Genomic DNA, 25551 nt, shown 5'->3' on the forward strand with positions numbered 1-25551 from the left:
GACCGTGGGGGCATGACACGGACAGCACAGGCCCCGCACCGGTCCTTCCTCGACGAGGTGAAGGACGCGGTCACCCCGCGGGCCACGCTGCTCGTCATCGGCGTGCTCGCCCTGCAGCTGCTCTTCATCGCCTCCTACGTGGGAGCACTGCACCATCCGAAGCCGAAGGACGTGGCGTTCGCGGTGGTCGCGCCGGGCACCGCCGCCGAGCAGGCGGTGGCCCGGCTCGAACGGCTGCCCGGCAAACCCCTGGACCCCCGCACGCTCGCCGACGAGGCGACGGCACGCGAGCAGATCGCGAACCGCGACATCGACGGCGCCCTGCTGATCGACCCGTCCGGCACCACCGACACCCTGCTGGTCGCCTCCGGCGGCGGCAAGGTCCTGGCCAGTGCGCTGATCGCGCTCACCACCGAGCTGGAGAAGAGCGAGGGCCGCACGGTACGGACCGTCGACGTGGTCCCGGCCGACGCGCAGGACGCCAACGGGCTCACGCCCTTCTACCTGGTCGTCGGCTGGTGCGTGGGCGGCTATCTGTGCGCGTCGGCACTGGCGGTCAGCGCGGGCGCCCGGCCGGCCGGTCCCCGGCGCGCGGTGATCCGGCTCGCCGCCATGGCCCTGGTCGCGATCGTCGGCGGACTCGGCGGAGCGGTCATCGTCGGGCCGGTCCTCGGAGCGCTGCCGGGCAGCGTGGCGGCCCTGTGGGGGCTCGGCGCACTCATCACCTTCGCCGTGGGAGCCGCCACGCTCGCGCTCCAGTGCGTCTTCGGGATCATCGGCATCGGAGTGGCCGTCCTGCTGGTGGTGATCCTGGGCAATCCGAGCGCGGGCGGTGCCCTCCCGCCGCCGATGCTGCCGCCGTTCTGGAAGGCCATCGGCCCCGCCCTGCCGCCGGGCGCGGGCACCTGGGCCGCCCGCTCGATCGCCTACTTCAAGGGCAACGACCTGACCGCCTCGATGCTGGTGCTCTCGGCATGGGCGGTGCTGGGAAGCGCGATCACACTCGTCGCGGGCTCTCTGCGCGGGGCCGATCCGGCGAACGCGTCCCCGCAGGAACGCCCCTGAAGGCACGCGGCGACGGCGAGACAGGCGCCCCGCCCGCCCGGACCCACCCCCGTACGCGCGAGCCCCGCCCCCACCGGACCGGTGGAAGCGGGGCTCGCGCGTACGGGGCGAAACGGTCAGCCGATCTCGGTACCCGTGGCGGACAGCGCCTCGGTCACCGGCTGGAAGAAGGTCTCCCCGCCGGAGGTGCAGTCGCCGCTGCCACCGGACGTGAGTCCGATCGCGCTGCTCCCGGAGAACAGCGAACCACCGCTGTCACCGGGCTCCGCGCAGACGTCGGTCTGGATGAGCCCGTTCACGATGTCGCCGTTGCCGTAGTTCACGGTGGCGTCCAGGCCGGTGACCGACCCGTCGTGGACCTGGGTCGTGGACCCGCTGCGGGTGACCTTCATACCCACGGTGGCCTCGGCCGCGCCCGAGATCGCCTGCGCGGAACCGTTGTAGAGGTTCACCTCGCTCGGGTGGTCCACGTCCGCGGTGTACTTCACCAGGCCGTAGTCGTCGCCGGGGAAGCTGGAGTCCGCGTTCTCACCGATCTCGGTGCCGGAGGAGTCGGACCAGTTGGTGATCCCCTCGGTGCAGTGCCCGGCGGTGAGGAAGAACGGCTCGCCGCCCTTGACCACGTTGAAGCCGAGCGAGCAGCGGCCGCTGCCACCGGTGATGGCGTCACCACCGGCGACGAAGGTCCTGAACTCCCCCTTCGTGGTCCTGAGTTCTGCCTTGGCGCCGAGCCCGTCGACGACCTCGGTCAGCTGCGCCATCTTGGCGCCCTTGACCGTACGGTCCGCGGTCACGACGACCTTGTTGGTCGCCGGGTCGACCGCCCACGAGGTACCGGGGATGGTCGCGTCCTGCTTCAGCGTCGTACGGGCGCCCTTGAGTTCGGCGAGGGAGTTCTCGACGATTCTGGCCTTGGCGCCCGCCGCCTCGACCGTTTCGGCCGCGGTCTTGTCGAGCACGTTCACGACAAGGCTCTTGGCCTTCGCGTCGTAATACGTTCCCGCCGCGTCCGCGCCGAGGTCCTTGCCGAGCGTCGAGGCGAGCTTTCCGGCCGCCGTGACCGAGAGGATCTTGAGCTCGGGAGCGGGCGCGTTCTCACTCGCGTTCGCACTCTGCAAGGTGACTCCCGCGGCGACCAGTGCGGCGATGCCCGCACCTGCCACGGCGACCCGCCGCTTGGGTATGCGTCGGTGCTTCAACTTGTGTCCTCCTGTGGGGGGTCGGGCACGGTGGTTGTGGGGACCGCCGTGACCGAAAGGTGTGCGGACAGGGACACGACTCACGAAAAAAGCCGCGTCCATGCCAACGGACGACGACCACTATTCCGAGGCGGCACGGGGGCACACAAGGTCGACTTCAGGACGCGCGCACCGTGACGGACGCGCGCCCCCGCATGGTTGACGCGCGTTGACAAGCCGCTGTCCCACCTCGTCGGTTCCCAGTGCAAACACTACGAGCGAGTAACTAGCGGCATTCTGTGAGGTCTAGTCCTGTCCGGATTTCGACCCTCCGAAGTCCGGATCCAACGGTGCCTCGACGGGAGGGAGTTGCTCCTGCATCGATTGCTGCCACTGGGCGAGCAGTTGTTGCGCCTGGGCCGACAGCTCCTGCGGCTGGACCGGCGGCGGCTGCGATCCGGCCGACGGCTGCCCCGGACCGGCCGCAGTCCGCCCCGCCCGCAGCGAGGGGTCCTCCGCGCGAGGTGCCTGCTGCGCGGGCTGCTGTACGGGCTGCTGGGCCCGCTCCAGGAACCGCAGCAGTTCGACCGGGAAGGGCAGGACGAGCGTGGAGTTCTTCTCGGCCGCGACCGCCACCACCGTCTGCAGCAGCCGCAGTTGGAGCGCGGCCGGCTGCTCCGACATCACCCCGGCGGCCTCCGCCAGTTTCTTGGAGGCCTGCAGTTCGGCGTCCGCGTTGATGACCCGGGCCCGCCGCTCACGGTCGGCCTCCGCCTGGCGTGCCATGGACCGCTTCATCGTCTCCGGCAGCGACACGTCCTTGATCTCGACACGGTCGATGGAGACACCCCACTCCACGGCCGGGCTGTCGATCATCAGCTCCAGGCCCTGGTTGAGCTTCTCGCGGTTGGAGAGCAGGTCGTCCAGCTCGCTCTTGCCGATGATCGAACGCAGGGACGTCTGCGCCATCTGCGAGACCGCGAACCGGTAGTCCTCGACCTGGATGACCGCGTCGGCGGCGGACACCACTTTGAAGTAGATGACAGCGTCCACGCGCACCGTGACGTTGTCCCGTGTGATGCCGTCCTGTCCGGGCACCGGCATCGTCACGATCTGCATGTTGACTTTCTGGAGCCGGTCCACGAAGGGCACGATCATGGTGAATCCCGGACCGCGCACCCCGGACCGCAGCTTCCCGAGCCGGAGCACCACACCCCGCTCGTACTGTTTGACGACTCGGGCTGCGGCCATCGCGTACACCGCTCCGACGGACGCGAGCGCCGCTCCCGCCGCCACCAGCTCCTCGACCATGACGACCCCCAGGGTCCGTATCGGGCGCAAAAGGTGTGTACTTCGACGGTAACTCCGGCGTGGAGGCGAAAGGGAGATGGAGGACAGAGGTGCCGAGCGGGATACGGATGCGGGACGGACGGCGGCTGGCGTTCGAGGAATGGGGAGATCCCGGCGGTACGCCGGTGGTGCTGCTGCACGGCACACCGGGCTGCCGGCACGGCGTGGTGCCGCAGGAGGTGATCGCGGCGCGTCCCGGGGTGCGGTTCATCGCGTACGACCGCGCCGGTTACGGGGACTCCGACCGCGGCCCCGGACGCCGGGTGGCGCAGGCGGCGCGGGACGTGGCCGCGCTGGCCGACGCGCTCGGGCTCGGCCGGTTCGCGGTGCTGGGCCGGTCGGGCGGCGCTCCGCACGCGCTGGCCTGCGCGGCGCTGCTGCCGACCCGGGTACGACGGGTCGCCGCGATGGCGAGTCTGGCACCGCCCACCACCGAGGGGCTGAACTGGTTCGAGGGGATGGCGGCGTCCAACGTCGACGAGTACACCCGGGCACTGACCGACCCCGTGGACTTCGCGGACCGGCTCGCCTCACGGGCCGCGGCGGTCCGGGCGGACCCGGCCCAGCTCCTCGCGTCGATCCGTGACGGCCTCACCGACTCCGACCGGCGGATCATCGCCACCCCGGCCGTGAGCGACATGTTGCTGCGCAACTACCGTGAGTCGCTGCGCACTTCGGCCTACGGCTGGATCGACGACAACCTCGCGCTGCTGAGTCACTGGGGCTTCGATCCGGCGCGCATCACCCGGCCGGTGCTGCTGTGGCACGGCGCCCTGGACACCTTCTCCCCGGTGGGCCACTTCGAGTGGCTGGCCCGGCAGATCCCCCGCGCCCGCCCGGTCCTGGACCCGGACGGCGGCCATTTCGCGGCGCTGGAGGCCCTCCCGGACGTACTGGACTGGCTGTGCGCGACACCACGGACCGACGGGTGATCGAAAGGGCCGGGGCGGACCCACGTCAGGCGGACATCCGCCCGCCGCTCCCCGGTCGCCGCCCCCCTCTTCGGACGATCTTCCGGACGCCGCTTCGGACGCCGCTTCCCACCGAGCTTCGGGGCACTGCCCGGATCACTCTCCGGGGCGCCGCACGATGAGGCCGCCACCCGCGCCCGGCCGCTCCAGCCGGGCTCCCCGCAGCAGGTCCATCACCCGCTCATGGCTGTCCCCCACGGCGTCCGTCACCCGCAGCCGCATCAGCAGCACGTCGATCTCGTCGACGAACCGCTGGGTGTACATGCCCTCGGGGACGACGTCGTGCCCGGCGGCGCCCGCGAGCGGGAAGCCCGCGCCGAGGAGCATCTGCCGGTAGTGGGTGCCGTGCACGAGACGCCGCCCTGCGAGGTCCGCCAGCAGTCCCGCGTGGTCGGTCCAGGGCCCGGGAGTCCCGCCGCGCGGCACGAGCTGGTAGTCGACCCGCTCGACCACCGCGTGCTGCTGCCCGCCGTTCAGGATGCCCACGTTCCAGGCGGGCTCGTCCGGGGTGAAGGGGCCCGGCCCCCAGGACGCGCTCCAGCCCAGCGCGGGCCGTACCGTGCGCGCGAACTGGGCCCGGCCGAGCACCGCGGCGAGGGCGACCGCCAGCAGACTGCCCAGCGGGTCCGTGTCCATCAGCCGCAGCCGCCACGGCCACTGCCTGCTCAGCTCCCCGGTCACGTTGCCCCGCACGATCTCCCACAGGAGCACCAGCGCCAGCAGTACGAGCAGCACCAACGGTGTCGTGAACAGCAGCGGGCTGCGGCGTACGCGGCGCTGCCGGTCAAGAACCACTCGTCGTTCCCCCGGTCCTTCGGTTCGTTCCAAGGACGAGCCCCCGCACCGCGAACGGTGTGCGGGGGCTCGTCTGCTGCCGGCTGCAGATCAGATCACGCGGATGTCGCTTGGTCGCGTACCGATCAGAATACGTTGACGCCGTAGGCGCTCAGGGCCTCGGTGACCGGCTGGAAGAACGTGGTGCCGCCGGAGGAGCAGTTGCCGCTGCCGCCGGAGGTCAGACCGTAGGCCACGCCGTTGCTGCCGTAGAGCGGACCGCCGGAGTCGCCGGGCTCGGCGCAGACCGTGGTCTGGATCATGCCGTAGACGACGTCGCCGCCACCGTAGTTGACGGTCGCGTTCAGGGCGGTGACGCGCCCTGTGCGGGTGCCGGTGGTGGAACCGGTGCGGATGACGTTGGTGCCCACGGCCGGAGTGGCGGCGCGGGTGATGTCCACGGTGCCCGCGGTGCCGGACTTGGTGACGCCGGTGTTGCTGTACCGGACGAGACCGTAGTCGTTCGTCGGGAAGCTGGAGCCCGCGGTCGGTCCGAGGACCGTGGTGCGCCCGGAGTTGGAGTACCAGGAGCCCGCGCCGTCGGTGCAGTGCCCGGCGGTCACGAAGTAGTCGGCTCCCGCGCTGTTCTTGACGTTGAAGCCGAGGGAGCAGCGCCAGCTGGTCGCGTAGATGGCGTCGCCGCCCTTGATCAGCTTGTTGATCTTGCCCGGGGTGTGCTTGATCTGCAGGGCACCGGCGTTGGTGCCCGCGGCCCGCTTGATCTTCGCGATCTCCGCCTTGGAGACGGTGCTGTCGACCGTGACCACGACCTTGCCGGTCTTGGCGTCGGTCGCCCAGGCGGTGCCCGGAACATCGGCCTTGAGCACCGAGGAGTTGGCGCTCTTCAGCTGGGACGTACTGAACGTGGAAGCGTCGCTCGCGTTCGCGGAAGGGATGGTGAATGCGGCCGCGGCCACGAGTCCGGAGGTGACGGCGATCAGCCGGGTCCGTCTCGCTATGCCGCTGCGGGGGGTGGTGCGCTTGGTCCTCACTGTTCGTTCCCTCCAAAGGGAAGTCGGGGGCCCGCGTGGGGTCGGGGCCCGTGAGGCGCACGCCAGGGGCATTGTGTCCGGATTCCGGATACGCCGTGCCCCTGACAAGGCGCTGGGGGAATATTCGACCGCACGCTCGAAGGACGCAAGGGCGCCTTTCGGCCGTGCGATGTTCAACTTACGTATTTTCTACGGGAGTTGATCTCGTCGGCGCCGATGTGTGGATTCCGTGCGGATTAGCGGAGGAGATCGCGCTCCCCGGCTGCGATCTCCGCGCTCAGGCTATTCCCCGGCGGCGGGAATGGGCAGATGAAGTGGTCCGCGAATGCGCACGGCGGAAGCAGGGCCCGATTGAAGTCCACCGTCGTGCGCCCCTGCGCGTCCGGCGCCGCCGGTCGCAGGAACCGGAAGCGGTAACTGCCGTGCCCGCTCGTGGCGTCGGCGAAGACGGCCCACAGCGAGCCGTCGCCCTGGACCGTCACCTGCAGCGTGAGATCCCTGCCGCCCAGCGTGAAGGCGAGTTCGCCGCCGAGCCCGAGTGCCCGCTCGCGCCCGTCGGCGTTCCCCACGCGCACGGTCCGGTTCTCCCGGTAGGGGGTGAAACGCCCCGGCGCCGACCAGCGCGCCTCGTACGCGGTGGCCTCGATGCCACGGAACGCCCGGCGTGCGGGTGAGGCGGGGTCGAAGTCGCGTACGCCCAGGGCGTTTTCGCGGGCGAGGACGACGAACCGGCGCTCGCCGTGCGCGACCCGGGCGGCGTCAGGACCGGGGTCGGCATCGAGCCGGACCTCGCCGGTGAAGGGCGTGCCGTCCACGCGGATGTCGTCGGACTCCTCGGCCGTCAGAACGACCGCGTCACCGTCCGCGGCCCACCGGCCGGGCATGTCCGGAAGTCGCCCCTCCGGATGATCTTCGAGCCAGTGCGTGCCGCTGAGCGCGAGCGGACCGTAGGGCGCGGACACCGTCGCGATGCGGTGCTCGTGCCACTGCTTCCAGTCCTCGAACGCGTCCGCTGTCATGCAATCAACCCTTCCACGCGGGGTCCGGTGACCCGGGGTGTGAGCGCGGCGCGGTGCCGGTGTATTCCGTCCGGAGCGCGCTGCGCTCCTGGAACAGCGGCACGACCCGGTCCACGAACTCGCCGGGGCCGCCGGGCGTCGGACACGGCACAAGAGCGAAACGGCCGGCTGCGCCCGCCCGTACGAACCTCTCGATCCGGGCGCCGACCGCCTCGCGGGCGCCGAAGAAGGACGCCCGGACCGACGCCTCGGTCCCGGTCCGCAGGCTCGACGGGCCCTTCTCGCATGACCGGGACCGCCACCTCTCGGCCACGACGAGGACGAAGAGGCATGGCGCGTACAGGGGTCATGGCGCTTCCCTGGTCACGGCGTACCGCTTGGCGGGCCGGGTGAGTCCCAGGTGCTCGCGGAGTGTGCTGCCGGGGTAGAAGGTGCGGAAGAGTCCGCGGTGCTGGAGCAACGCGACCGTGCCGTTGACCAGGCGTTCCAGGTCGCGGCGGGGCTCGGCGGGCGTGAGGTGGAAGCCGTCGGCCGCACCGGTCTCGTGCCAGGAGGCGATCAGTTCGGCGAGGTCGACCGGGCCGCCGCGGTAGAGCGGGCCCTGTCCGGTCTGCCGGGGGCCGCCCCCTCCGTGGCCCGGCTCGGCCGCGCGTTCGCCGTCACCGAGGTCGACGGTGAGGGCGGCGAGGACACGCAACTCGTCCGGGTCCCGCCCGTGTGCGAGCGCGGAGGCGTGCAACTCCGCGCGCACCTCGCCGACTTGTGCCGGGTTCGTGCCCTGGACGAGGGCCACGTCCGCGCATCGTGCCGCGGCCGCCCGGGCACGCCGGTCGGTGGCATCGACGACCGTCACCGGGTGCCCCTGCGAGGGACGCGCCACGGTCGGCAGGCCGCGCACGGGGAAGGAGTCGCCTTCAAAGCCGGCGGGCCGCGCCTCGTCGCGGCCGAGGGGCCGGCCGCTCGCGTCGTCGTGTGTCCCGGCATCGACCGCCCGGTTGTCCCACAGCCGGTCGGCCAGGTCGGCGACCTGCCCCGCCTCGTCCCACGCCTCGTGCTCCGGCTCGTGCTCCGACGCGTCGGCTGACGCCGCGTGCCGACGGCCGACGTTCCGGGCTCCGCCCTCGGTGTCCGACAGGTCGATCCGACAGCCGGCCCGGCCGCGGCTCACGCGGTCGAGGGTGGCCACGGCGGCCCGGAGGTGGAACGGCTCGGTGTGCGTGACGGTGACGGTGGGCACCAGCCCGATTCGTGTCGTGGTGGACGCGATCCGCGCCAGCACGGCGAGCGCGTCGGGCTCCGGCCGCGCGAAGGTGTCGCCCAGCGTGACGAAGTCGAACCCGCCGCGTTCCGCGAGCCGCACCAGCTCGCCGTGGTCCGAGACATCGTGGACCGCCTCTTGATCGACGGCTGCGGCCAGGTGCAGAAGCCCCCGGCCGTGCGGTGCTGCCATGGGAGGAGAACCTTTCTGGAGGCTCCCGGCCACCACCGCGACGAGCGCCGCGGCAGCACGAGGGCGAGGACGGGTTCGCGTACTGCGGGTACTTCGGGTACGGGGATGGGGACGGGTGCAGGAACCGGGCGGGACCGGGAACGATGGCGCCGGCTGGCCGGGCCCGGGACGCTGGCACCGGCCAGGCGGGCCCGGGGACGATGCCACCGGCCGGACGGGACCCGCGGGAGACGACCGGCCGGATCCGGCGGGACCTGCGGGACCGGCAGGCGGGACCTGGCTGCCCGGGGCCGGCGGCGCCCGGGGCGGGCGCCGCGGACCGGTGTCAGATCCTGGGCAGGCCCGGCGGGTTGATCTCCGACTTCTCCACGGCCTCGCTCGACAGGCCCCACCGCTTGAGCACACGCTCGTAACTGCCGTCCTCGATCACGTGGTTGACGGCGGCCGCGTACGCGTCGACGAGCCCGCTGCCCTTCTTCGTGGTCGCGGCGATCTTGCCCTGGAGGTCGTCCCCGGCACCCGAGAGCGTGCCGATGATCTCCGACTGCTTCGCACTGGCCACGTGGTAGGCGGCGGACGGGCTGGGGCCCAGGTAGGCGTCGATACGGCCCGACTGGAGGGCCAGGTAGTAGTCCGTGTCCTTCTGGAAGTACTTGATGGTGACGGCCTTGCGGCCCGCCTTCTCGTTCTGCTTGCTCCAGTCGACGAGGATCTTCTCCTGGTTGGTGCCGGAGGCCACGGCGATCGTCCGGCCCGCGACGTCCTCGGGGCCGTCGACCTTCCAGCCGCTGCCCTTCTTCGCCTCGAACGCGATGTTGTCGAGCCGGTAGGTCGCGAAGTCGTACTTCTCCTTGCGCTCCTCCGTGACGGTGACGTTCGAGAAGACGGCGTCGAACTTGCCGCTGTCCAGGCCGACGAAGAGGTTCTCCCAGGAGACCTCGTCGTTGTCGAGCTTCAGGCCGAGGGTGTCGGCGACGAGCGTCGCCAGATCGATCTCGGAACCGATTCTCGTCCTGTCGTCGGTCGCGTAGAACCCGAGGGGCGGTGAGGCGTCGGCGCTCTGGCCGAGCTTCAGCGTGCCGCGCTCGCGGACGGCCGCCGGGACGAGCGCGGCGATCTTGTCGACCTTCTTGCCGCGGATCCGGTTCTGGTCCGGGCCGATGTTGACGCCGCCGACCTTCCCGGTCCCGGAGGCGCCCGTCCCGGTCGCCGCGTCGCTGTCACCGCCGCAGGCGCTGAGCAGGGGGGCGGCGACGAGTGCGGCGACGGAGACGGCGAGGGTGCGTCGGGATATCACGGAAGGACTCCTTCACTGGGAACGGGAAACGGGAAACGGGGTGGAGCGAGGGGTTCGGCGGCTCAGAGGACCTTGGAGAGAAAGGCGCGGGTGCGCTCGTGTCTCGGCGCGTCGAGTACGTCGCCGGGGGTGCCCTGCTCGACGATGCGGCCGTCGTCCATGAAGACGACGGTGTCGGCGACCTCGCGGGCGAAGCCGATCTCGTGGGTGACGACGATCATGGTGGTGCCCTGATGGGCCAGGTCCTTGATGACGTCGAGGACTTCGCCGACCAGCTCCGGGTCGAGCGCGGAGGTCGGCTCGTCGAAGAGGAGCAGCCTGGGCTCGAGGGCGAGCGCCCGGGCGATGGCCACGCGCTGCTGCTGCCCGCCGGACAGTTGCTTCGGATAGGCGTCGGCCTTGTCGGACAGCCCGACCCGTTCGAGCAGTCCGCGCGCCGCGCCGGTGACGTCCTTGCGGGACCGCTTCAGCGCGGAGACCGGGGCCTCGACGATGTTCTCCAGCACCGTGAGGTGCGGGAACAGGTTGAAGTTCTGGAAGACGAACCCGATGCGGGTGCGCTGCTTGAGGATCTCGCGCTCGCGCAGCTCGTACAGCTTGTCGCCGGATCGCCGGTAGCCGACCAGCGCTCCGTCCACGCTGATCCAGCCCCGGTCGGCCTTCTCCAGGTGGTTGATGGTGCGCAGCAGTGTGGATTTGCCGGAGCCGGAGGGGCCGAGGACGACGGCGACCTCACCGGCCCGTACCGCGAGGTCGACGCCCTTGAGGACCTCCAGCGGACCGAAGCTCTTGTGGACGGACCTGACGTCGACCATGGGGGCGGCGGTCCCGTCCGCCGTTGCGGAGGTGCCGGGCGCGCTCATCGGGTGCTTCCCTTCGCGAAGTGCCGTTCCACGTAGTGCTGGAGGACGGAGAGCGCGGTGGTCAGGAGGATGTACCAGGCCGTCGCGACCATGAGCAGCGGTACGACCCGTCCGTTGCGTCCGTAGATGACCTGGACCTGGTAGAAGAGTTCGCCGATCGCCATGACGGAGACGATCGAGGTGCCCTTGAAGAGGGAGATCACCTCGTTGGCGGCGTTCGGCAGGATGGAGCGCATCGCCTGTGGCAGCACGATCCGCCGGATCTGCCGCAGCCGGGGAATGCCGAGCGCGGCGGCCGCCTCCAACTGCCCGCTGTCGACGGCCAGTACGCCACCGCGGACGATCTCGGCGGCGTACGCGGCCTGGTGGAGGGCGAGTCCGAGGACGGCCGCGCTCATCGCGCCGACCAGCCCCATCGTGTCGAAGGAGAAGAAGCCGGGCCCGAAGGGGATGCCGAACTGCAGCTCCTTGTAGAGGTAGGCGAGGTTGAACCAGAAGAGCAGCTGCACGATCAGCGGGATGGACCGGAAGGCCCAGATGTACGCGAAGGAGACGGCCCGGAGGAACGGGCTGTCGGACAGTCGCATGAAGGCGAGGACGATGCCGAGCGCGAAGCCCAACGCCGTTCCGTAGAGGGTGAGTTGCAGGGTGACCCAGACCGCCTTGAGGACCACTTCGGCGGTGAAGAACTCGGCGAACACCTCCCACTCCCAGCCGGGGTTGGTGGCGAGCCCGTGGGCGAACTGGGCGAGCAGCACCGCGGTCACGACCACGGCGGCCCAGCGCCAGGGGTGCCGGACGGGCACCACCTTGAGCGCGCCGTGCTCCTCGGGCGGGGCGGACGCTCTGGCGAGGGGTGGATCACTGGTCAACGACATGAGGGCCTCCGGGCGGGAGAAGGAGAGAAGGAAGGGGGAAGAGAAAGGGCCGGCACGCTGTGCGTGGCCCGGGGTGCGGCGTGGGGCTACGCGGCGGCGCGACAGGAGAGGTCGCGCAGGAAGGCGAGTGCGGCCCGCGCGGTGGCGTCGTTCTGCCGGAAGGCGAGCCCTCCGGTGCGCGGCCGGGTGAACGCGCCGAAGCCGCGGGCGTCGCTGTGCGGGCCGAGCGCGAAGCGCCGCGGGTGCGGGGTGCCGGACCGGTCGAGGACGCGCGCGTCGGCGGGGTCCACGGCCAGCAGCCCCTCGGGCGTCGCGGCGGCCCCCTCGGCGTACAGCTCGCGCAGCAGGGCGTCCCGTGTCCGCTCGACGGTGGGGTGCGGCAGCCGTGCCTCGACGAGCGCGCGGGCCTCGACGTACTCCCCCGGCACGCTGGCACTCCCGGCCCGGAAGACCCCGTCCGAGGCGGACACGGTCATGCCCGCGCCCAGGAACCGCAGCACTCCGGCCCGTGACAGGGCGAGCATCTGCCGCAGCCGCGGTCCGGGCGGCCCCGACGCGAGGTGGCTGAAGAAGCCGTGCCACCAGGGCCCGATGTCACCGAGCCGCACCAACTGCCCGTAGACGGAGAGGAGTCCGAGGAAGACGGCCAGGTCCGGGCTGTGCACCGGGTCGTGACGTCTGGTCAGATCCGCCTCGACGTACGCTCGCAGGCTGCCCTGGAGGGCGTCGTACGAGGTGTGCCGCGCCTCGGCCAGTGGCCGGTCGAGCGCCGCCAGGTCCAGCCGGTCGGCGGGATCGGGCACGGCGGAGGCGACCAGGGCCCGGATGCCGGCGCTGTCGGCGGCGGGGTACTTCTCGTATCTCCCCTCGAAGTCCGTCCAGGTCATGGCCGTACGGTCGGGGTGAGCCGCGAACAGCCGGTGGTAGTGGGCGAAGCCCAGCTCCTTCTCGACGAGCGGCAGCACGTCCCGCAGGAAGTCGAAGCCCGCCGGGCGCGCCAGCAGTCCGTCCACCACCTCGGGTCCGAAGAACCGTGGCAGCGGCGGCCGTTCACCGGTCCAGTCGTAGCCGATCTTCGAGTGGTACGGGACTCCGCGGCGGGACCCGACGTGCAGCACGGGCTCGCGTCCGGAAGCCCGGTACGTCAACTGCCCTTCGGCGTCGGTCTCGTAGCGTCCGCCGCGTCCTTCCGTGAGGAGGACCATCAGGTCGACGAAGGCGAGCCCGAAACCGCGTACGAGCACCGGTTCGCCGGGGGCGAGGGCGGACAGATCGCTGTCGGCGGTGAAGTCCGGTGGCAGGTGGACGAGGCCGTGGTCGCGGGCGTAGGCCGCCAACCGGCGCTGTTCCTCGTCGGGTTCGGCTTCCAGATGGCCGAGGGTGAGGAAGACGAGGTCGGCGAGGAGCGGACGCGGCCGGCCCGCCAGCCACACCTGCTGACGCCCCTCGCGTGGGCCTGCGACCCTGACCGCGCGGCGGGGGTGGTGGTGGACACGGATGCCCGGCGGGAGCGCGGCGACGGTCTGCTCGTACACCCAGCGCAGGTAGGCGCCCTGCCGTCGCCGGTCCGCGAAGACGCGTCCGTCGAGCCGGGCCCACTCGTGCAGGGTGGGGCCCTCCCGTACGGGTCCGGCCATGTCCACGGTCTCGTCGGTGAACATGGTGACGTCCTGGGCCTGCGAGTTCATCCACAGCAGCGGCGGCTGCTCCTCGCGCCAGATGCGTCCGCCGCCCGGCAGGTACGGGTCGACGAGGTGCACGTCGAGGCCCGAACCGGCGTACAGCTCGGTTGCGTTGGCGGCGATCCGCTCCAGGAGTCCGGTCCCTCGCGGTCCGGCTCCCACGATCACCAGTGACAGGGGCTCGGAGCCGCTCATCGGGTGTGCTCCGAACCGCGCACGGAGCGCCGCTCGGGGTGGTGTCGGCCGTGCCGGGGCCGCGGGACGATGCGCGGAGGCACCGCGTCTTTCGGCGCGGCCACCTCGATCAGGGTGTGCGAGGGCATGCGAAGGCTCCGTGATGCGTCGAGTCGAACACGGGTGATGCCTTCACACAGGTCACACCGGACGCCCGGGGCGTCGTACGGCGTGCACGGCCGAGCCCCTCAGCAGGACCGTCCGTTGAGAGTACGGGGGCGTTTCCCGGGCCTGTCAAGGCTGTCCACACTGTGAGCAGTACGTCTCAGGTCAGTTGACGTCCAACCGGATGCCTGTTCCACTTACGCACATGCATTCGCAGCAGTGGCTGGTCACCCGCTCCCACATCGACTTCGGTCGAGTGTGGTCCTCGTCCTGTTGAGCTGACCCCCTGCGCGCCCGGCCCTTCGAGGGCGGGCGCCCCTCCGCGTTCTCTCCTGTCTGTCTCCACGCCTTCACACGCGCCCCCTCCCCTCGCGCCTGCACGCTTCGCATCTCTTCCTTCGCATGTCCTCTTTCGCGCGCGCCCCGCGTTCGACCCATCGCCGCCTTTCATGGACGCGGGGAACTGCGCCACCAGCCCCTGCCGGACCCGCGGGCAACGGCTCCGGCAGGGGCGGCGGGCGCCGCGGACGCCGTCAACAGCTGCAATCACACCCGCATCCGTCACAACAGTTCCCGCAGCAGTCCCCGCACTTGCCGCAACAGTCGCAGCACTCACAGCAGTCGCTGCAGTCGTCACAGCGCTGACAGATGCCCGGCTTCAGCTCCCCCGACCACGGGTCGTGGTATTCGCCGCAGCACATCTGGCACGTACAGGCCAGGCCCGCCCACACGAGGCACCCCGCGAGGAGCCCGCGCCGGTCACGGCGCGGCGGCTCGGGCGGCGCGGGCGGACCACCGGGCCCGGACGGCGCGTACGGGTTGCCGTGCGAGCATGAGGCGGTGCCGAACGCCCGGTCCACGGAGTTCCGCAGCTCGTGCGCGAGCAGTACGTGCGCCAGCTTCGCGTCCGTGAACTCGACGTCACGCAGGGCGAGCCGTATCCCGTGCAGCGCGTCGTCGGCGAGGCGACGGGCCTCCGCCAGGGACGCGCCCGTGGCGGTCAGCGGGTTCCAGGCCCCCGCCGCGGCGTCGGCCTCCCTGTCCTCCACGGCGTCCAGCAGGTGGGCGAGCCGTCCGAAGAGCCGGCCCGCCTCGGCCAGTGGCTGCGCGTTGCCGGGCCGCCCGGCGAGGATCGCGGTGTGCGCGAAGGCCGCGGCGGTCGCGGTCTCGGTCGGTTCGGTGACGGTCAGCAGCGAGGTGCCGGGCCCGGCGAGCGCCTCGACGCCCACCTGCCGGTCCACCGCATCGACCAGTACGGCGGTGTCGAATCCGACGTCGGAGCCGGTCCGGGCGCCCGCCCGGCCCCAGCTCGCGGCGACCCGGCGTGCGGCGAGCGCCACCGGCCGGCGTGCCAACAGCCCGTCGCCGTCCGCCATGTGATCGCGCATCTTCGCCGAGGCGAGCACCAGTGAAACGGCGGCGGCGAGCCGCGCCCCCTCACCCTGAGCGACCGACGCGCTCTTCATTCCGCGCAAAGGACACGGCCCCGCCGTCCGTCGCCGGCCGGTGTCGCGATCGGCCTGAGCCTCTGTCAGAACCGATATCAGCAAGCCGTCGTAGTTCGTGACGACCCGCGCGAACTGCCCGTGATCCCCGCGCAGCGCGAGACAAAGCCCGCACAAATGCGCCATCCATTGGCTTTTCAGGTTCTCTCCCAGCCGATGACGGCAGGGTCTGACGATTCCGAACACGACGATCCCCCGTGGTGTGTACGACGTTGAGCTGCGGCATCGTACCGAGCGTCTCGTTCACCCGTACGCTCCAGCCGTCACCCGTACGCCGTGAAGAATCATATTTCACTCTCAGTCAGCAGCGGTGTACCGCACGACCCTTGGGGTACGCGGCCTCTCGACGAATTCGCTGTGCACCAGTACCGTCACGAAACCCCCGCGCGGCGTCTATCCCCTTGGCGCGACATCCGCATCATGGACGACCATGGGGATGCGGAAAGAAGAAAGACCGCTGTGAGAGGAGGCGTCCATGGGATCGGTGCGCAAGGCAAGTGCCTGGCTTGGCCTCGTCGACGACAACGATGACGAGCGTTACTACGACGACGACTACGCCGAAGGTTCCGAGACCGGGAGCCGGGAGGTCTGGGTCACGGACCCACGGGTCAAGGTGGCTTCGGAAGCGGCCGAGGAGAAGGGCCGCCGGATCGGCACGGTCACCCCGGACAGTTTCCGGGACGCCCGTGGCATCGGCGAGCTCTTCCGCGACGGGGTTCCCGTCATCATGAACCTCACGGCCATGGAGGCGGCCGACGCCAAGCGCGTCGTCGACTTCGCGGCCGGCCTGATCTTCGGCCTGCGCGGCTCCATCGAGCGCGTGTCGAACCGGGTTTTCCTGCTGACCCCCGCCGACACCGAGATCGTCAGCGGGGAGCCCGCCGCCCGCCGCACGGACGGTTTCTTCAACCAGAGCTGAGCAGGGCCGCTCACCGGGACCGCCTCTGGGCGCCGCGGTAGGACAACGCCTACCGGAACGCGTCGAGACCGGTGAGCGCCTTGCCCAGTACCAACTGGTGCATCTCGACGGTGCCTTCGTAGGTCAGCACCGACTCGAGGTTCGTCGCGTGCCGCATCACGGGGTACTCGAGCGAGATCCCGTTGGCCCCGAGGATCGTCCGTGCCGTACGGCAGATGTCGATCGCTTCCCGTACGTTGTTGAGCTTGCCGAAACTGACCTGTTCGGGGCGCAGCCGTCCCGCGTCCATGCGCCTGCCCAGATGGTGGGCGAGCAGAATCCCCTTGTGCAGCTCGACCGCCATGTCGGCGAGCTTGGCCTGGGTGAGCTGGAACCCGCCGATGGGCCGCCCGAACTGCTCACGGGTCTTCGCGTACTCGACCGCCGACTCGAAGCTCGCCCGCGCGGCGCCCATCGCGCCCCACACGATTCCGTAACGAGCGTGCGACAGACAGCTGAGCGGCCCCTTCAGTCCGGTGACCCCGGGGAGCACCGCGTCGGCGGTCAGCCGCACCTCGTCGAGCACCAGCTCACTGGTGACGGATGCGCGCAGTGACCACTTGTGCCTGATCTCCGGCGCGGAGAAACCGGCGCTGTCCGTCGGCACGACGAATCCGCGGATGCCGTCGTCGGTCTGCGCCCACACGACGGCGACGCCCGCCACGGACCCGTTGGTGATCCACATCTTGCGTCCGGTGAGGACCCAGTCCCCGCCGTCCCGCTTGGCGTACGTACGCATCGCCCCGGGGTCGGACCCGTGGTCGGGCTCGGTGAGTCCGAAGCAACCGATGACCTCGCCCGCGGCCATCCGCGGCAGCCACGTCTGCTTCTGCTCCTCGCTGCCGAAGCGGTGGATCGCGTACATCGCGAGCGATCCCTGCACGGAGACGAGGGAGCGGATGCCGGAGTCGGCGGCCTCCAGCTCCAGGCAGGCGAGGCCGTACTGCACGGCGGAGGCCCCGGCGCACCCGTAGCCCTCGAGTGACATCCCGAGAGCGCCGATGTCCCCCAACTCCCGCGCCAGCTCCCGGATTCCCGGCAGCTCACCCTGCTCGTACCAGTCGGCGACATGGGGAAGCACCCGGTCCGCCGCCCAGGCCCGCACGGTGTCCCTGACCGCGAGGTCCTCCGCGCTCAGCAGGTCGTCGATGCCGAGGGGGTCGGCGGGATCGAAGGGCGGCAGTTTCGAGGATGCGGACATGGGTGCCTCCGGCACGGAAAACTAGCACTGTTAACCACGGGCTGGCCCGACGTTACGACGCGGTGTGACGCACGTCCAGGGTCGCCCTGCCGACGGCGTCCGCGCGAACCAGGGTGCCACCGCGGACGCGTCAGCCGACGGACTCCACCCGCAGCGACTTCTCGGCCTCCCGGGGCGCCGGCAGGTCGACGTCGGCCCCGCACTCCATGGCCCGGGGCAGCCGCAGAGCCATCACCGCTCCCAGCAGCAACAGCCCCGCGCTCACCAGCAAGGTCACGTGCAGTCCGTGCACGAACGCGTGCTGGGCGGCGTGCCGCAAGGCCTCTCCCGGGGCCCCGCCGATCCGCGCGGCGACCTCGTAGGCCTCCCCCAGCGAATGCCCCGCCGCGGCGGACTCCCCGGCGGGCACCCCCGGGACGGACGAGAGCGCGGGCGCGTACGCCGCGTTCATCACGCTGCCGAGGAGCGCGATCCCGATGCCGGCCCCGAGCTGGTACGACGTCTCGCCGATCGCCGCCGCTCCGCCGGCCTGTTCCTGCGGCGCCTCGCTCAGCATCGACTCGTACGCGCCGAAGAGCGTCACCTCCAGTCCGAACCCGAGCATCACGAATCCGGCCAGGAGCAGCGGGGCGTTGTCGTGCGTTCCCATCGCCGTCAGGGTGACGACCGCCGCGGCGGTGAGACAGAAGCCGGAGCAGACCATGGTCCGCGGCCCGAAGCGCTGCAGCATCTTCGCCCCGACCAGCCCCGCGGCCATGGCGGCGATGGTGAGCGGCAGCAGCCGCAGTCCGGTCTCCAGCGGGGAGAGCTTCAGGACGAGCTGCAGATACTGGGCGGCGATCAGTTCGAGCCCGACCAGCGCGAGCATGGCCAGCACGATGCAGCCGACGGAGGTGCTGAAGGCGGGCCGCGCGAACATCGTCAGATCGACCAGCGGGTGCCGGCGCCGCCGCTGGCGCCGCACGAAGGCGACGAGGAGTCCGGCGCCCACGACCAGCGGCACGGCCGTGAAGACACTCAGCGGCGCCTCGCCTCCGCCGAGCCGCTTCACACCGAGGACCACGCCGAAGAGACCGGCCGCGGCCATCAGGGCGCCGACGACGTCCCACGGCCCGTCGCGCTCACCCGTCGACTCGGGCAGCAGCAGCCGCCCGACGGGCAGACTGACCAGCATCAGCGGGATGTTGATGAGGAAGACCGAACCCCACCAGAAGTGCTCCAGGAGGAATCCGCCGAGCAGCGGCCCGATGGCCGCGCCGACCGCGGCGACGGCGCTCCAGACGCCGATGGCGAGTGCCCGCTCCCGCCGGTCGGGGAAGACCTGCCGCAGGATCGACAGCGTCGCGGGCATGATCATCGCGCCGCCGACGCCGAGCAGGGCGCGCGCCGCGATCAGCACCTGCGCGCTGTCGGCGAGGGCCGCGACGGCGGACGCGACGCCGAACAGCGCGTATCCGAGGAGGAGGACCCGTCTGCGGCCGACGCGGTCGCCCAGCGTGCCGAAGAGGATCAGCAGCGAGGCGCAGACGAGCGGGTAGATGTCGACGATCCACAGCAGCTCTATCGCACCGGGTGTGAGGTCCTCGGTGACGGCGGGTACGGCGACGTGGAGCACGGTGGCGTCGACGGCGACCAGGAGCAGGCTGACGCACAGCACCACAAGGACGACCCAGCGGTTTGCACCGGCCCCGGCCTCCCGACGGCAACGCTCAGCGGCCGTGGTCGTCCCGGACATGTACGTACCTCCCAGATGTTCCCTCGCGTTCGGCGATCCGCTGGGTGGGGACTCCCTGCGGCTGCGGCTCGGGAGGAGCGGTGTCCCGGCCCACGCAACAAAGGCGAGTGAGTCGCCAGGGTACGCGAGTTCCCGCCGAGGCCGGGTGGCGGACCTCTCACGTTCGCCTCGCAGCCGTGTGGCGTGCGCCACGCCGTCACGAGGCCGGGCCGCCCCGCCGGGGCGTCCGCGACCGGGCGCCCTCGATAATCGGACCCGTGACCGATCTTGCTACGCCTGTCGTGCCGCCCCGTCCGGCGCCCTCCTGGCGCCGCGCCGCGCCCGCCCTCCTCGGGTACGCGGCGGTGCGGGCGCTCGGGCTGGTGACGCTCGCGGTGTGGAGCGCCGCCCGGGACAAGAGCGCGCACCAGCTGCTCTCGGCCCGCTGGGACTCCCTCTGGTACACGCGGATCGCCGACCTCGGTTACGGCTACGAGGTGCGCCTGCCCAACGGCGACGTGCACTCGAACCTGGCGTTCTTCCCGCTGCTGCCCTGGCTGGAGCGGGCGGTGTCGGCGGTGTCCCCCCTGTCGTTCGCGGACGCGGGCCTGCTGGTCAGCGCGGTCGCCTCGCTCGCGGCGGCCTGGGGGATCTTCGCGGTCGCGGACCACGTGTACGGGCGCCGGGCCGCGACGGTCACCGTGCTGCTGTGGGCCGTCCTGCCCGTCGGGATCGTGCAGTCGATGGCGTACAGCGAGTCACTGTTCACGGCGCTTGCGGCCTGGTCGCTGTACGCGGTCCTGACCGGACGCTGGCTGACCGCCGGTCTGCTCGCCTCGCTGGCCGGTCTGACCCGCCCGGTGGGCGCGGCGGTCGTCGCGGCCGTGTGGGTGACGGCGGTCGCCTCGTTCGTACGGGAGCGGGGCGTCGGGGCGCCGGACGGCGCCCCGAGGTGGCGACGCGCCCTGGCGATGGTGATCGCGCCCCTCGGGGCGGCCGGCTACGTCCTGTGGGTCGGCCGTCACACCGGCAGGGGTCCGCTGGGCTATCTCGACGTCCAGGCGGGCTGGCGCAACGGCTTCGACGGTGGTTACGCGTTCGCCCGCTTCGTCGCGGACAAGTTCACCTCGCTGCCGTCGGCTCCGGCCGGGCTCGGCCTGATCATCGGGGTGGGCCTGCTGATCTGGCTGTACGTGGTCTGCGTACGGCAGCGGCAGCCGCTCCCGCTCCTGGTGTACGCGGGGGCCGTCACCGCCCTCGCCCTGTGCGCGTCGAGCTATTTCGGCTCGAAACCACGCCTTCTGCTGCCCGCCTTCCCCCTGCTCCTGCCCCTCGCGTCGGCCCTTGCCCGGCTGCGGACGTCCAGGTCGGCGTGGGTGCTGGGAGGCGTGGCGGTGACGTCCGCGGCGTACGGCGCCTTCTGGCTGAACGGCACCGGTCCGCCGTGATCACCCACGGTGGCCGGTGAGCGCCCGGAGAAGGGCACGCGAGCATTCGGTGAACGAATTCAAAAGCGCCATATAACTCCGCACCGGAATGATCAATCGAATTGAAGGAAGAGTGGACAGGGGATTACATAATCCACGGCGATAAACCCCCTCCTGAGAGCAATCCCACATCACATCGTCATCACAAAGAGGGTGCTTCGGCCTGGAACACACCTCACTCGCTGTAACGTCGATTGAGTGCGTACCGAACGAAAGCTGACTCGTCTGGACCGGGTCTTCGCCCGGCTGGACCGTGAGCCGGAACGACCGGCCCACATCGACGTGCCCAGGATGAGCCGGCACCGAGTGGTCCTCTTCGCGTCCACGCTCGCCTTCTACGCGGCCATCGTGTGGGCCGTGGTGATCACCTCGTGGCTGGTCCGGCTCGACTGGCAGGTCATGTTCTTCCGGCCGTACCAGCAGTGGCCGGAGATCCACGCGTTCCTCGACTACTACGTGGTGCTGGGCCAGCGCGGCCCCACCGCCGTGATGATCGCGGCCTGGCTGGGCTGGCGCTCCTGGCGGCAGCACACGCTGCGCCCGCTGCTCACGCTGGGCGCCTCCCTGCTGCTGCTGAACCTCACGGTGGGCGCCGCCAAGCTGAGCATGGGCCGCCTCGGTCCGCACTACGCGACCAGCGTCGGCTCGAACGAGATGTGGCTGGGCGGCGACATATTCCCTTCGGGCCACACCGCCAACGCCGTCGTGACCTGGGGCATCCTCGCCTATCTGGCCTCGACGCCGCGCGCCCGCCGCTGGCTGTCGGCCCTGTCCGCCGTGGTCTCCCTCGGCGTCGGCCTGACGACCGTGTACCTCGGTACGCACTGGCTGAGCGACGTGGTGCTCGGCTGGGCCGCCGGGCTGCTGATCCTGCTCGCGCTGCCCTGGTTCGAGCCGCTGATCGCCCGCGCCGAGACCGGCATCTTCGACCTGCGCGACGCCTGGCGCGCCCGTCGCCGCGGTATCGCTCCGGCGCCGGCTTCTCCGGTGGGGGCCCCGGCGGCGCTCACCCCGCTCGGCAAGCCCGCCGGCGAGCAGGAGCCCGTGGTGCGCGAGCCGGTCGCCGCCTCCCGGCCGGTCCGGCAGCCGGGTTACCTGGCCCCGGGCCCGCACCTGGCCCGTTCGGAGCGCACACCGGTGACGCCGGTCGGCAGCCGCCGGCCGCCCCAGTCGGACCGAGTGACACGTGGCACCGCCTCGGCCCGCCCCCTGACGGGCGGCTGACCGCGCGGCAGGCACCCACAGCGGCGGGGCCGGTACGCACGCACCACTCCCCGCACGGCGAAGGCCCCGGCTCATTGATGAGCCGGGGCCTTCGCCGTGCGGCGCGCCGAGCGCCACTGCGCGTACGGGAGACGGGTACGGGGCCGGGCAGGGCCCGCGAGGAGCCGCTCAGCCCTTCCAGCAGCGTGTCACGCGGCCGTCGGTGACCTCGAAGTTCAGCCGCCCCACGCGGTACTCCATCGTGATGATCGCACCCGGCGGCAACGACCGCACGGTGGACCAGCCCTGTTCACGGGCCCGGCGCTCGGCGCCGCTCGCCTCCAGTCCGACATACGCGTCCGGGGTGTCCGAGGGCTCTGCGGGCGGAGTGGGAATGGGTGCCATGCCGCCACGTTAGGCGGCGCGTCGCGGACGGGGAACCCCGGGTCCGCCACCATCAGTCACCGGTACCTCTCCGGTCACGCTTCTGTCACAGGACAACGACACCCGTTTCGACCCCACTCCGTCACACGTACGGGCGGTTCCGTGCGTGTTCCGCCCGCCTTCGAACGTAATTCTGGAGCGCCGGGGACTATCTTGACCGCCGTCCGAATAGCCCGGGGGAAAGCGCGGTCCCGAGCCCGCGTCCATGCCTTTCCTTTCCGGTTCCGCGGCGTGTTCGGGAAGTCGGCCCGCCACAGGAAATACATGGTTCAAGCACAGGACTCCGCGTACGCCCCCTGTCGGAGCGCGCCGCCGCGCGAGCATCATGGCGTGAGCTTCAGGAGGCCCGGAACGCGACGAGCGAGGGGGCAGCGATGGGGACGGACACGGCGCAGGCAGCGGCGAGGCCCGTACCGGTGAAGCGGCCGGGGCGACTGATCGTGGACTGGCTGACCACGACCGACCACAAGAAGATCGGCCACCTCTATCTGATCACCTCGTTCGCGTTCTTCCTGTTCGGCGGTCTGATGGCGCTGCTGATGCGGGCGGAGCTGGCCCGGCCCGGCACACAGCTCATCGACAACAACCAGTTCAACCAGATGTTCACGATGCACGGCACGATCATGCTGCTGCTCTTCGCGACACCGACCTTCGCCGGGTTCGCCAACGAGATCATGCCGCTGCAGATCGGCGCGCCCGACGTGGCCTTCCCACGGCTGAACATGCTGTCGTACTGGCTGTTCCTCTTCGGCGGGCTGATCGTGCTGGGTTCCCTGCTCGTGCCCCAGGGACCCGCGAACTTCGGCTGGTTCGCGTACGCGCCGCTCAACAGCCTGGAACGGTCGCCCGGGATCGGCGCCGACATGTGGATCATGGGGCTCGCGCTGGCGGGCTTCGGCACGATCCTCGGCGCGGTGAACTTCCTGACGACCATCATCGGGATGCGCGCGCCCGGCATGACGATGTTCCGGATGCCGATCTTCACGTGGAACACGCTGTTCACGTCGATCCTGGTCCTGCTGGCGTTCCCGGTGCTCGCCGCGGCGCTCCTGGTGCTGGAGGCGGACCGGCGGTTCGGCTCCCAGGTCTTCGCGTCGGCCAGCGGCGGGGCGCTGCTGTGGCAGCACCTCTTCTGGTTCTTCGGGCATCCCGAGGTCTACATCATCGCGTTGCCGTTCTTCGGCATCATCACGGAGATCATCCCGGTGTTCAGCAGGAAGCCGATCTTCGGCTATCTGACGCTGATCGGCGCCACGATGGCCATCACCGGCCTGTCGGTGGTCGTGTGGGCCCATCACATGTTCGCGACGGGAGCGGTGCTGCTGCCGTTCTTCTCGTTCGTGTCGTTCCTGATCGCGGTGCCGACGGGCGTGAAGTTCTTCAACTGGACCGGCACCATGCTCAAGGGGTCGCTGTCCTTCGAGACACCTATGCTCTGGGCGACGGGCTTTTTGGTGTCGTTCCTGTTCGGCGGTCTGACGGGGGTCATCCTCGCCTCGCCGCCGCTGGACTTCCACGTCACGGACACGTACTTCGTGGTGGCGCACTTCCACTACGTGGTGTTCGGCACCGTCGTCTTCGCGACCTTCGGCGGCTTCTCCTTCTGGTGGCCCAAGTTCACCGGCAAGATGCTCGACGAACGGCTCGGCAAGCTGCACTTCTGGACGCTCTTCGTCGGCTTCCACACCACGTTCCTGGTGCAGCACTGGCTGGGCGCGGAGGGCATGCCGCGCCGCTACGCGGACTATCTGGCGGCCGACGGGTTCACGGCGCTCAACACCGTCTCGACGATCGGCGCGTTCCTGCTCGGCATGTCGACGCTGCCCTTCCTCTACAACGTCTGGAAGACGGCCAGATACGGCGAGCCGGTGGACTGCGACGACCCCTGGGGCTTCGGCCGCTCGCTGGAGTGGGCGACCTCCTGTCCGCCGCCGCGGCACAACTTCGTCACGCTGCCCCGGATCCGCTCCGAGTCCCCGGCGTTCGACCTGCACCATCCCCAATTCGCGGCGATCACGCCGCCCCAGACCCGCTCCGGCCAGGAGGAGAGCCCGCAGATCCGCTTCGGTCAAGAGCGTCCGTCAACCGGTCCCGAGCAGTACTGATCGCCTCGATGAGTTCGACGGGCTCCAGCACCTCGAACGGCAGGCCCATCAGCATCACGTGGATGACCATCACGTCGAGGTTCGCGGCGCCGGTGCGCAGGACGCAGCTGTCCGGCCCCTCGGGCTCCAGCGTCCCGGCGGAGGGCGAGACCTGCCCGATCGCCTCCTCCAGCGGCACATGCAGCCGGACGACGGCGTGGGAGGTGTACGCGCGCGTGGAGACCCCTTTGGAGACGTACGCGGCGAGGTCCTCGGCCGGTGCCTCGCGGGGTGTGAAGCGCGGCCCGTGCGGCGGCCTGGGCGTGATCCGGTCCACGCGGAACGTCCGCCAGTCGTCGCGGTCGACGTCCCAGGCGACCAGGTACCAGCGGCGCTCGGTGCACACCAGCCGGTGCGGCTCCACCGTGCGGCGGGTCGGGGCGCCCTCGTGGCTGCGGTACTCGAAGCGCAGCCGTTCCGAGTCGCGGCAGGCGGCCGCGAGTTCGGTGAGGACGGCCGGGTCGACGGCGGAGGGCCGCGGGCCGCGCAGCATGGGCACGGTGAAGGCGTTCAGGGCGCCGACCCTGCGGCGCAGCCGGTGCGGCAGCACCTGTTCGAGCTTGGTGAGGGCGCGTACGGAGGTCTCGCCGATGCCCTCGATGCCCTGTCCCGCGGCGGTGCGCAGGCCGACGGCCACGGCGACCGCCTCGTCGTCGTCGAGGAGCAGCGGGGGCAGTTCGGCCCCCACGCCCAGCTGGTAACCGCCGCCCGTGCCGGGGCTGGCGTTCACCGGATAGCCGAGCTCGCGCAGCCGGTCCACGTCACGGCGGATCGTGCGCGGGGTGACGCCGAGGCGGTCGGCCAGGTCGGGGCCCGACCATTCGCGGTGTGCCTGGAGCAGTGAGAGCAGCCGCAGGAGTCGTGCCGAGGTCTCCAACATGGATGTGAGTCTGCCAGGCCTTGCGGACAACCACTGTCCGCAAGAGCCGACGTGGCAGCAGCGCGCTCCGCGGCCCGTGAGGGCCTCCCTGGCACCG

At 71.0% G+C, this 25551-nt stretch carries 23 protein-coding genes; 6 read left to right on the forward strand and 17 right to left on the reverse strand.

The annotated features are described in order from the left end of the window. Window positions 1–12: 12 nt before the first annotated feature. Entirely contained in the window at window positions 13–1065 is a 1053-nt protein-coding gene (locus KUF83_RS36555; protein ID WP_217459358.1) for a DUF3533 domain-containing protein, read from the forward strand. A gap of 116 nt (window positions 1066–1181) precedes the next feature. On the opposite strand, the gene KUF83_RS36560 is transcribed toward KUF83_RS36555, so the two are convergent. Further along, window positions 1182–2264, reverse strand: a complete 1083-nt coding sequence (locus KUF83_RS36560; RefSeq protein ID WP_254644888.1) for a S1 family peptidase — start codon at window positions 2262–2264, stop codon at window positions 1182–1184. Window positions 2265–2549: 285 nt separating this feature from the next. Further along, window positions 2550–3554 (reverse strand): slipin family protein, encoded by a 1005-nt coding sequence (locus KUF83_RS36565; RefSeq protein WP_217459360.1) that lies wholly within the window; start codon window positions 3552–3554, stop codon window positions 2550–2552. An 89-nt stretch (window positions 3555–3643) separates the two neighbouring features. Between KUF83_RS36565 and KUF83_RS36570 the strand changes: the two genes are divergently transcribed. Beyond that, complete coding sequence (locus KUF83_RS36570; protein ID WP_217459361.1) at window positions 3644–4525, forward strand: alpha/beta fold hydrolase; 882 nt, start codon at window positions 3644–3646, stop codon at window positions 4523–4525. A gap of 135 nt (window positions 4526–4660) precedes the next feature. Here the strand turns inward: KUF83_RS36570 and KUF83_RS36575 are convergent, their stop codons facing one another. The 11 genes from KUF83_RS36575 to KUF83_RS36620 all read right to left on the reverse strand — a co-directional run bounded on the left by KUF83_RS36575 (window position 4661) and on the right by KUF83_RS36620 (window position 15609). Then, window positions 4661–5359 carry a hypothetical protein gene (locus tag KUF83_RS36575; protein ID WP_217459362.1) on the reverse strand — a complete coding sequence of 233 codons (699 nt, stop codon included), beginning with the start codon at window positions 5357–5359 and terminating at the stop codon, window positions 4661–4663. Between the two features lie 125 nt (window positions 5360–5484). Next, a complete protein-coding gene (locus KUF83_RS36580; RefSeq protein ID WP_217459363.1) occupies window positions 5485–6390 on the reverse strand; it encodes a S1 family peptidase in 906 nt (301 codons plus the stop codon). A 236-nt stretch (window positions 6391–6626) separates the two neighbouring features. Next, window positions 6627–7409: a DUF1684 domain-containing protein gene (locus KUF83_RS36585; protein WP_217459364.1), complete on the reverse strand. Its 783-nt coding sequence runs from the start codon at window positions 7407–7409 to the stop codon at window positions 6627–6629. 4 nt (window positions 7410–7413) lie between these two features. Continuing rightward, window positions 7414–7722, reverse strand: a complete 309-nt coding sequence (locus KUF83_RS36590) for a hypothetical protein (RefSeq protein ID WP_217459365.1) — start codon at window positions 7720–7722, stop codon at window positions 7414–7416. A gap of 33 nt (window positions 7723–7755) precedes the next feature. Continuing rightward, complete coding sequence (locus tag KUF83_RS36595) at window positions 7756–8859, reverse strand: LLM class flavin-dependent oxidoreductase (protein ID WP_217459366.1); 1104 nt, start codon at window positions 8857–8859, stop codon at window positions 7756–7758. Window positions 8860–9184: 325 nt separating this feature from the next. Next, complete coding sequence (locus KUF83_RS36600; RefSeq protein ID WP_217459367.1) at window positions 9185–10156, reverse strand: ABC transporter substrate-binding protein; 972 nt, start codon at window positions 10154–10156, stop codon at window positions 9185–9187. A gap of 62 nt (window positions 10157–10218) precedes the next feature. Further along, window positions 10219–11019: an amino acid ABC transporter ATP-binding protein gene (locus KUF83_RS36605; RefSeq protein WP_302828593.1), complete on the reverse strand. Its 801-nt coding sequence runs from the start codon at window positions 11017–11019 to the stop codon at window positions 10219–10221. Further along, window positions 11016–11897 (reverse strand): amino acid ABC transporter permease, encoded by an 882-nt coding sequence (locus KUF83_RS36610; protein ID WP_217459368.1) that lies wholly within the window; start codon window positions 11895–11897, stop codon window positions 11016–11018. Before KUF83_RS36610 ends, KUF83_RS36605 begins: the two co-directional genes overlap by 4 nt. A gap of 86 nt (window positions 11898–11983) precedes the next feature. Then, complete coding sequence (locus tag KUF83_RS36615; protein WP_217459369.1) at window positions 11984–13774, reverse strand: FAD/NAD(P)-binding domain-containing protein; 1791 nt, start codon at window positions 13772–13774, stop codon at window positions 11984–11986. Continuing rightward, entirely contained in the window at window positions 13771–13902 is a 132-nt protein-coding gene (locus KUF83_RS42710; protein WP_302828594.1) for a hypothetical protein, read from the reverse strand. Before KUF83_RS42710 ends, KUF83_RS36615 begins: the two co-directional genes overlap by 4 nt. A gap of 549 nt (window positions 13903–14451) precedes the next feature. Next, entirely contained in the window at window positions 14452–15609 is a 1158-nt protein-coding gene (locus KUF83_RS36620; RefSeq protein ID WP_217459370.1) for a DUF5685 family protein, read from the reverse strand. Window positions 15610–15898: 289 nt separating this feature from the next. On the opposite strand from KUF83_RS36620, the gene KUF83_RS36625 reads away from it, so the two are divergent. Beyond that, window positions 15899–16342, forward strand: coding sequence for a cell division protein SepF (locus KUF83_RS36625; RefSeq protein ID WP_217459371.1), 444 nt, complete (start codon window positions 15899–15901; stop codon window positions 16340–16342). A 49-nt stretch (window positions 16343–16391) separates the two neighbouring features. Here KUF83_RS36625 and KUF83_RS36630 read toward each other — a convergent pair whose 3' ends face one another. Both KUF83_RS36630 and KUF83_RS36635 read right to left on the reverse strand, forming a co-directional pair. Beyond that, window positions 16392–17582 carry an acyl-CoA dehydrogenase family protein gene (locus KUF83_RS36630; protein ID WP_217459372.1) on the reverse strand — a complete coding sequence of 397 codons (1191 nt, stop codon included), beginning with the start codon at window positions 17580–17582 and terminating at the stop codon, window positions 16392–16394. A gap of 130 nt (window positions 17583–17712) precedes the next feature. After that, entirely contained in the window at window positions 17713–19317 is a 1605-nt protein-coding gene (locus KUF83_RS36635; protein ID WP_217459373.1) for an MFS transporter, read from the reverse strand. 257 nt (window positions 19318–19574) lie between these two features. Here KUF83_RS36635 and KUF83_RS36640 point away from each other — a divergent pair, with 257 nt between their 5' ends. Then, a complete protein-coding gene (locus KUF83_RS36640; RefSeq protein ID WP_217459374.1) occupies window positions 19575–20744 on the forward strand; it encodes a glycosyltransferase family 39 protein in 1170 nt (389 codons plus the stop codon). 237 nt (window positions 20745–20981) lie between these two features. Then, a complete protein-coding gene (locus KUF83_RS36645) occupies window positions 20982–22007 on the forward strand; it encodes a phosphatase PAP2 family protein (protein WP_217459375.1) in 1026 nt (341 codons plus the stop codon). Between the two features lie 168 nt (window positions 22008–22175). On the opposite strand, the gene KUF83_RS36650 is transcribed toward KUF83_RS36645, so the two are convergent. Then, complete coding sequence (locus KUF83_RS36650) at window positions 22176–22391, reverse strand: I78 family peptidase inhibitor (protein WP_217459376.1); 216 nt, start codon at window positions 22389–22391, stop codon at window positions 22176–22178. 413 nt (window positions 22392–22804) lie between these two features. Here KUF83_RS36650 and ctaD point away from each other — a divergent pair, with 413 nt between their 5' ends. Then, entirely contained in the window at window positions 22805–24535 is a 1731-nt protein-coding gene (gene ctaD / locus KUF83_RS36655) for a cytochrome c oxidase subunit I (protein ID WP_217459377.1), read from the forward strand. On the opposite strand, the gene KUF83_RS36660 is transcribed toward ctaD, so the two are convergent. After that, a complete protein-coding gene (locus KUF83_RS36660) occupies window positions 24444–25454 on the reverse strand; it encodes a YafY family protein (RefSeq protein WP_217459378.1) in 1011 nt (336 codons plus the stop codon). The two genes, ctaD and KUF83_RS36660, sit on opposite strands and share 92 nt — an antisense overlap. Window positions 25455–25551 lie beyond the last annotated feature (97 nt).

The organism is Streptomyces sp. BV286, assembly GCF_019090165.1.
GTDB lineage: Bacteria > Actinomycetota > Actinomycetes > Streptomycetales > Streptomycetaceae > Streptomyces.

Excerpts from the sequence above, each read along its gene's own strand:
- KUF83_RS42710 (WP_302828594.1), bottom strand. The coding sequence starts at position 13,902 with ATGCCCTCGCACACCCTGATCGAGGTGGCCGCGCCGAAAGACGCGGTG.
- KUF83_RS36650 (WP_217459376.1), bottom strand. The coding sequence starts at position 22,391 with ATGGCACCCATTCCCACTCCGCCCGCAGAGCCCTCGGACACCCCGGAC.
- KUF83_RS36595 (WP_217459366.1), bottom strand. The coding sequence starts at position 8,859 with ATGGCAGCACCGCACGGCCGGGGGCTTCTGCACCTGGCCGCAGCCGTC.
- KUF83_RS36615 (WP_217459369.1), bottom strand. The coding sequence starts at position 13,774 with ATGAGCGGCTCCGAGCCCCTGTCACTGGTGATCGTGGGAGCCGGACCG.
- KUF83_RS36625 (WP_217459371.1), top strand. The coding sequence starts at position 15,899 with ATGGGATCGGTGCGCAAGGCAAGTGCCTGGCTTGGCCTCGTCGACGAC.
- ctaD (WP_217459377.1), top strand. The coding sequence starts at position 22,805 with ATGGGGACGGACACGGCGCAGGCAGCGGCGAGGCCCGTACCGGTGAAG.
- KUF83_RS36635 (WP_217459373.1), bottom strand. The coding sequence starts at position 19,317 with ATGTCCGGGACGACCACGGCCGCTGAGCGTTGCCGTCGGGAGGCCGGG.
- KUF83_RS36585 (WP_217459364.1), bottom strand. The coding sequence starts at position 7,409 with ATGACAGCGGACGCGTTCGAGGACTGGAAGCAGTGGCACGAGCACCGC.
- KUF83_RS36565 (WP_217459360.1), bottom strand. The coding sequence starts at position 3,554 with ATGGTCGAGGAGCTGGTGGCGGCGGGAGCGGCGCTCGCGTCCGTCGGA.
- KUF83_RS36610 (WP_217459368.1), bottom strand. The coding sequence starts at position 11,897 with ATGTCGTTGACCAGTGATCCACCCCTCGCCAGAGCGTCCGCCCCGCCC.
- KUF83_RS36605 (WP_302828593.1), bottom strand. The coding sequence starts at position 11,019 with ATGAGCGCGCCCGGCACCTCCGCAACGGCGGACGGGACCGCCGCCCCC.
- KUF83_RS36555 (WP_217459358.1), top strand. The coding sequence starts at position 13 with ATGACACGGACAGCACAGGCCCCGCACCGGTCCTTCCTCGACGAGGTG.
- KUF83_RS36630 (WP_217459372.1), bottom strand. The coding sequence starts at position 17,582 with ATGTCCGCATCCTCGAAACTGCCGCCCTTCGATCCCGCCGACCCCCTC.
- KUF83_RS36660 (WP_217459378.1), bottom strand. The coding sequence starts at position 25,454 with ATGTTGGAGACCTCGGCACGACTCCTGCGGCTGCTCTCACTGCTCCAG.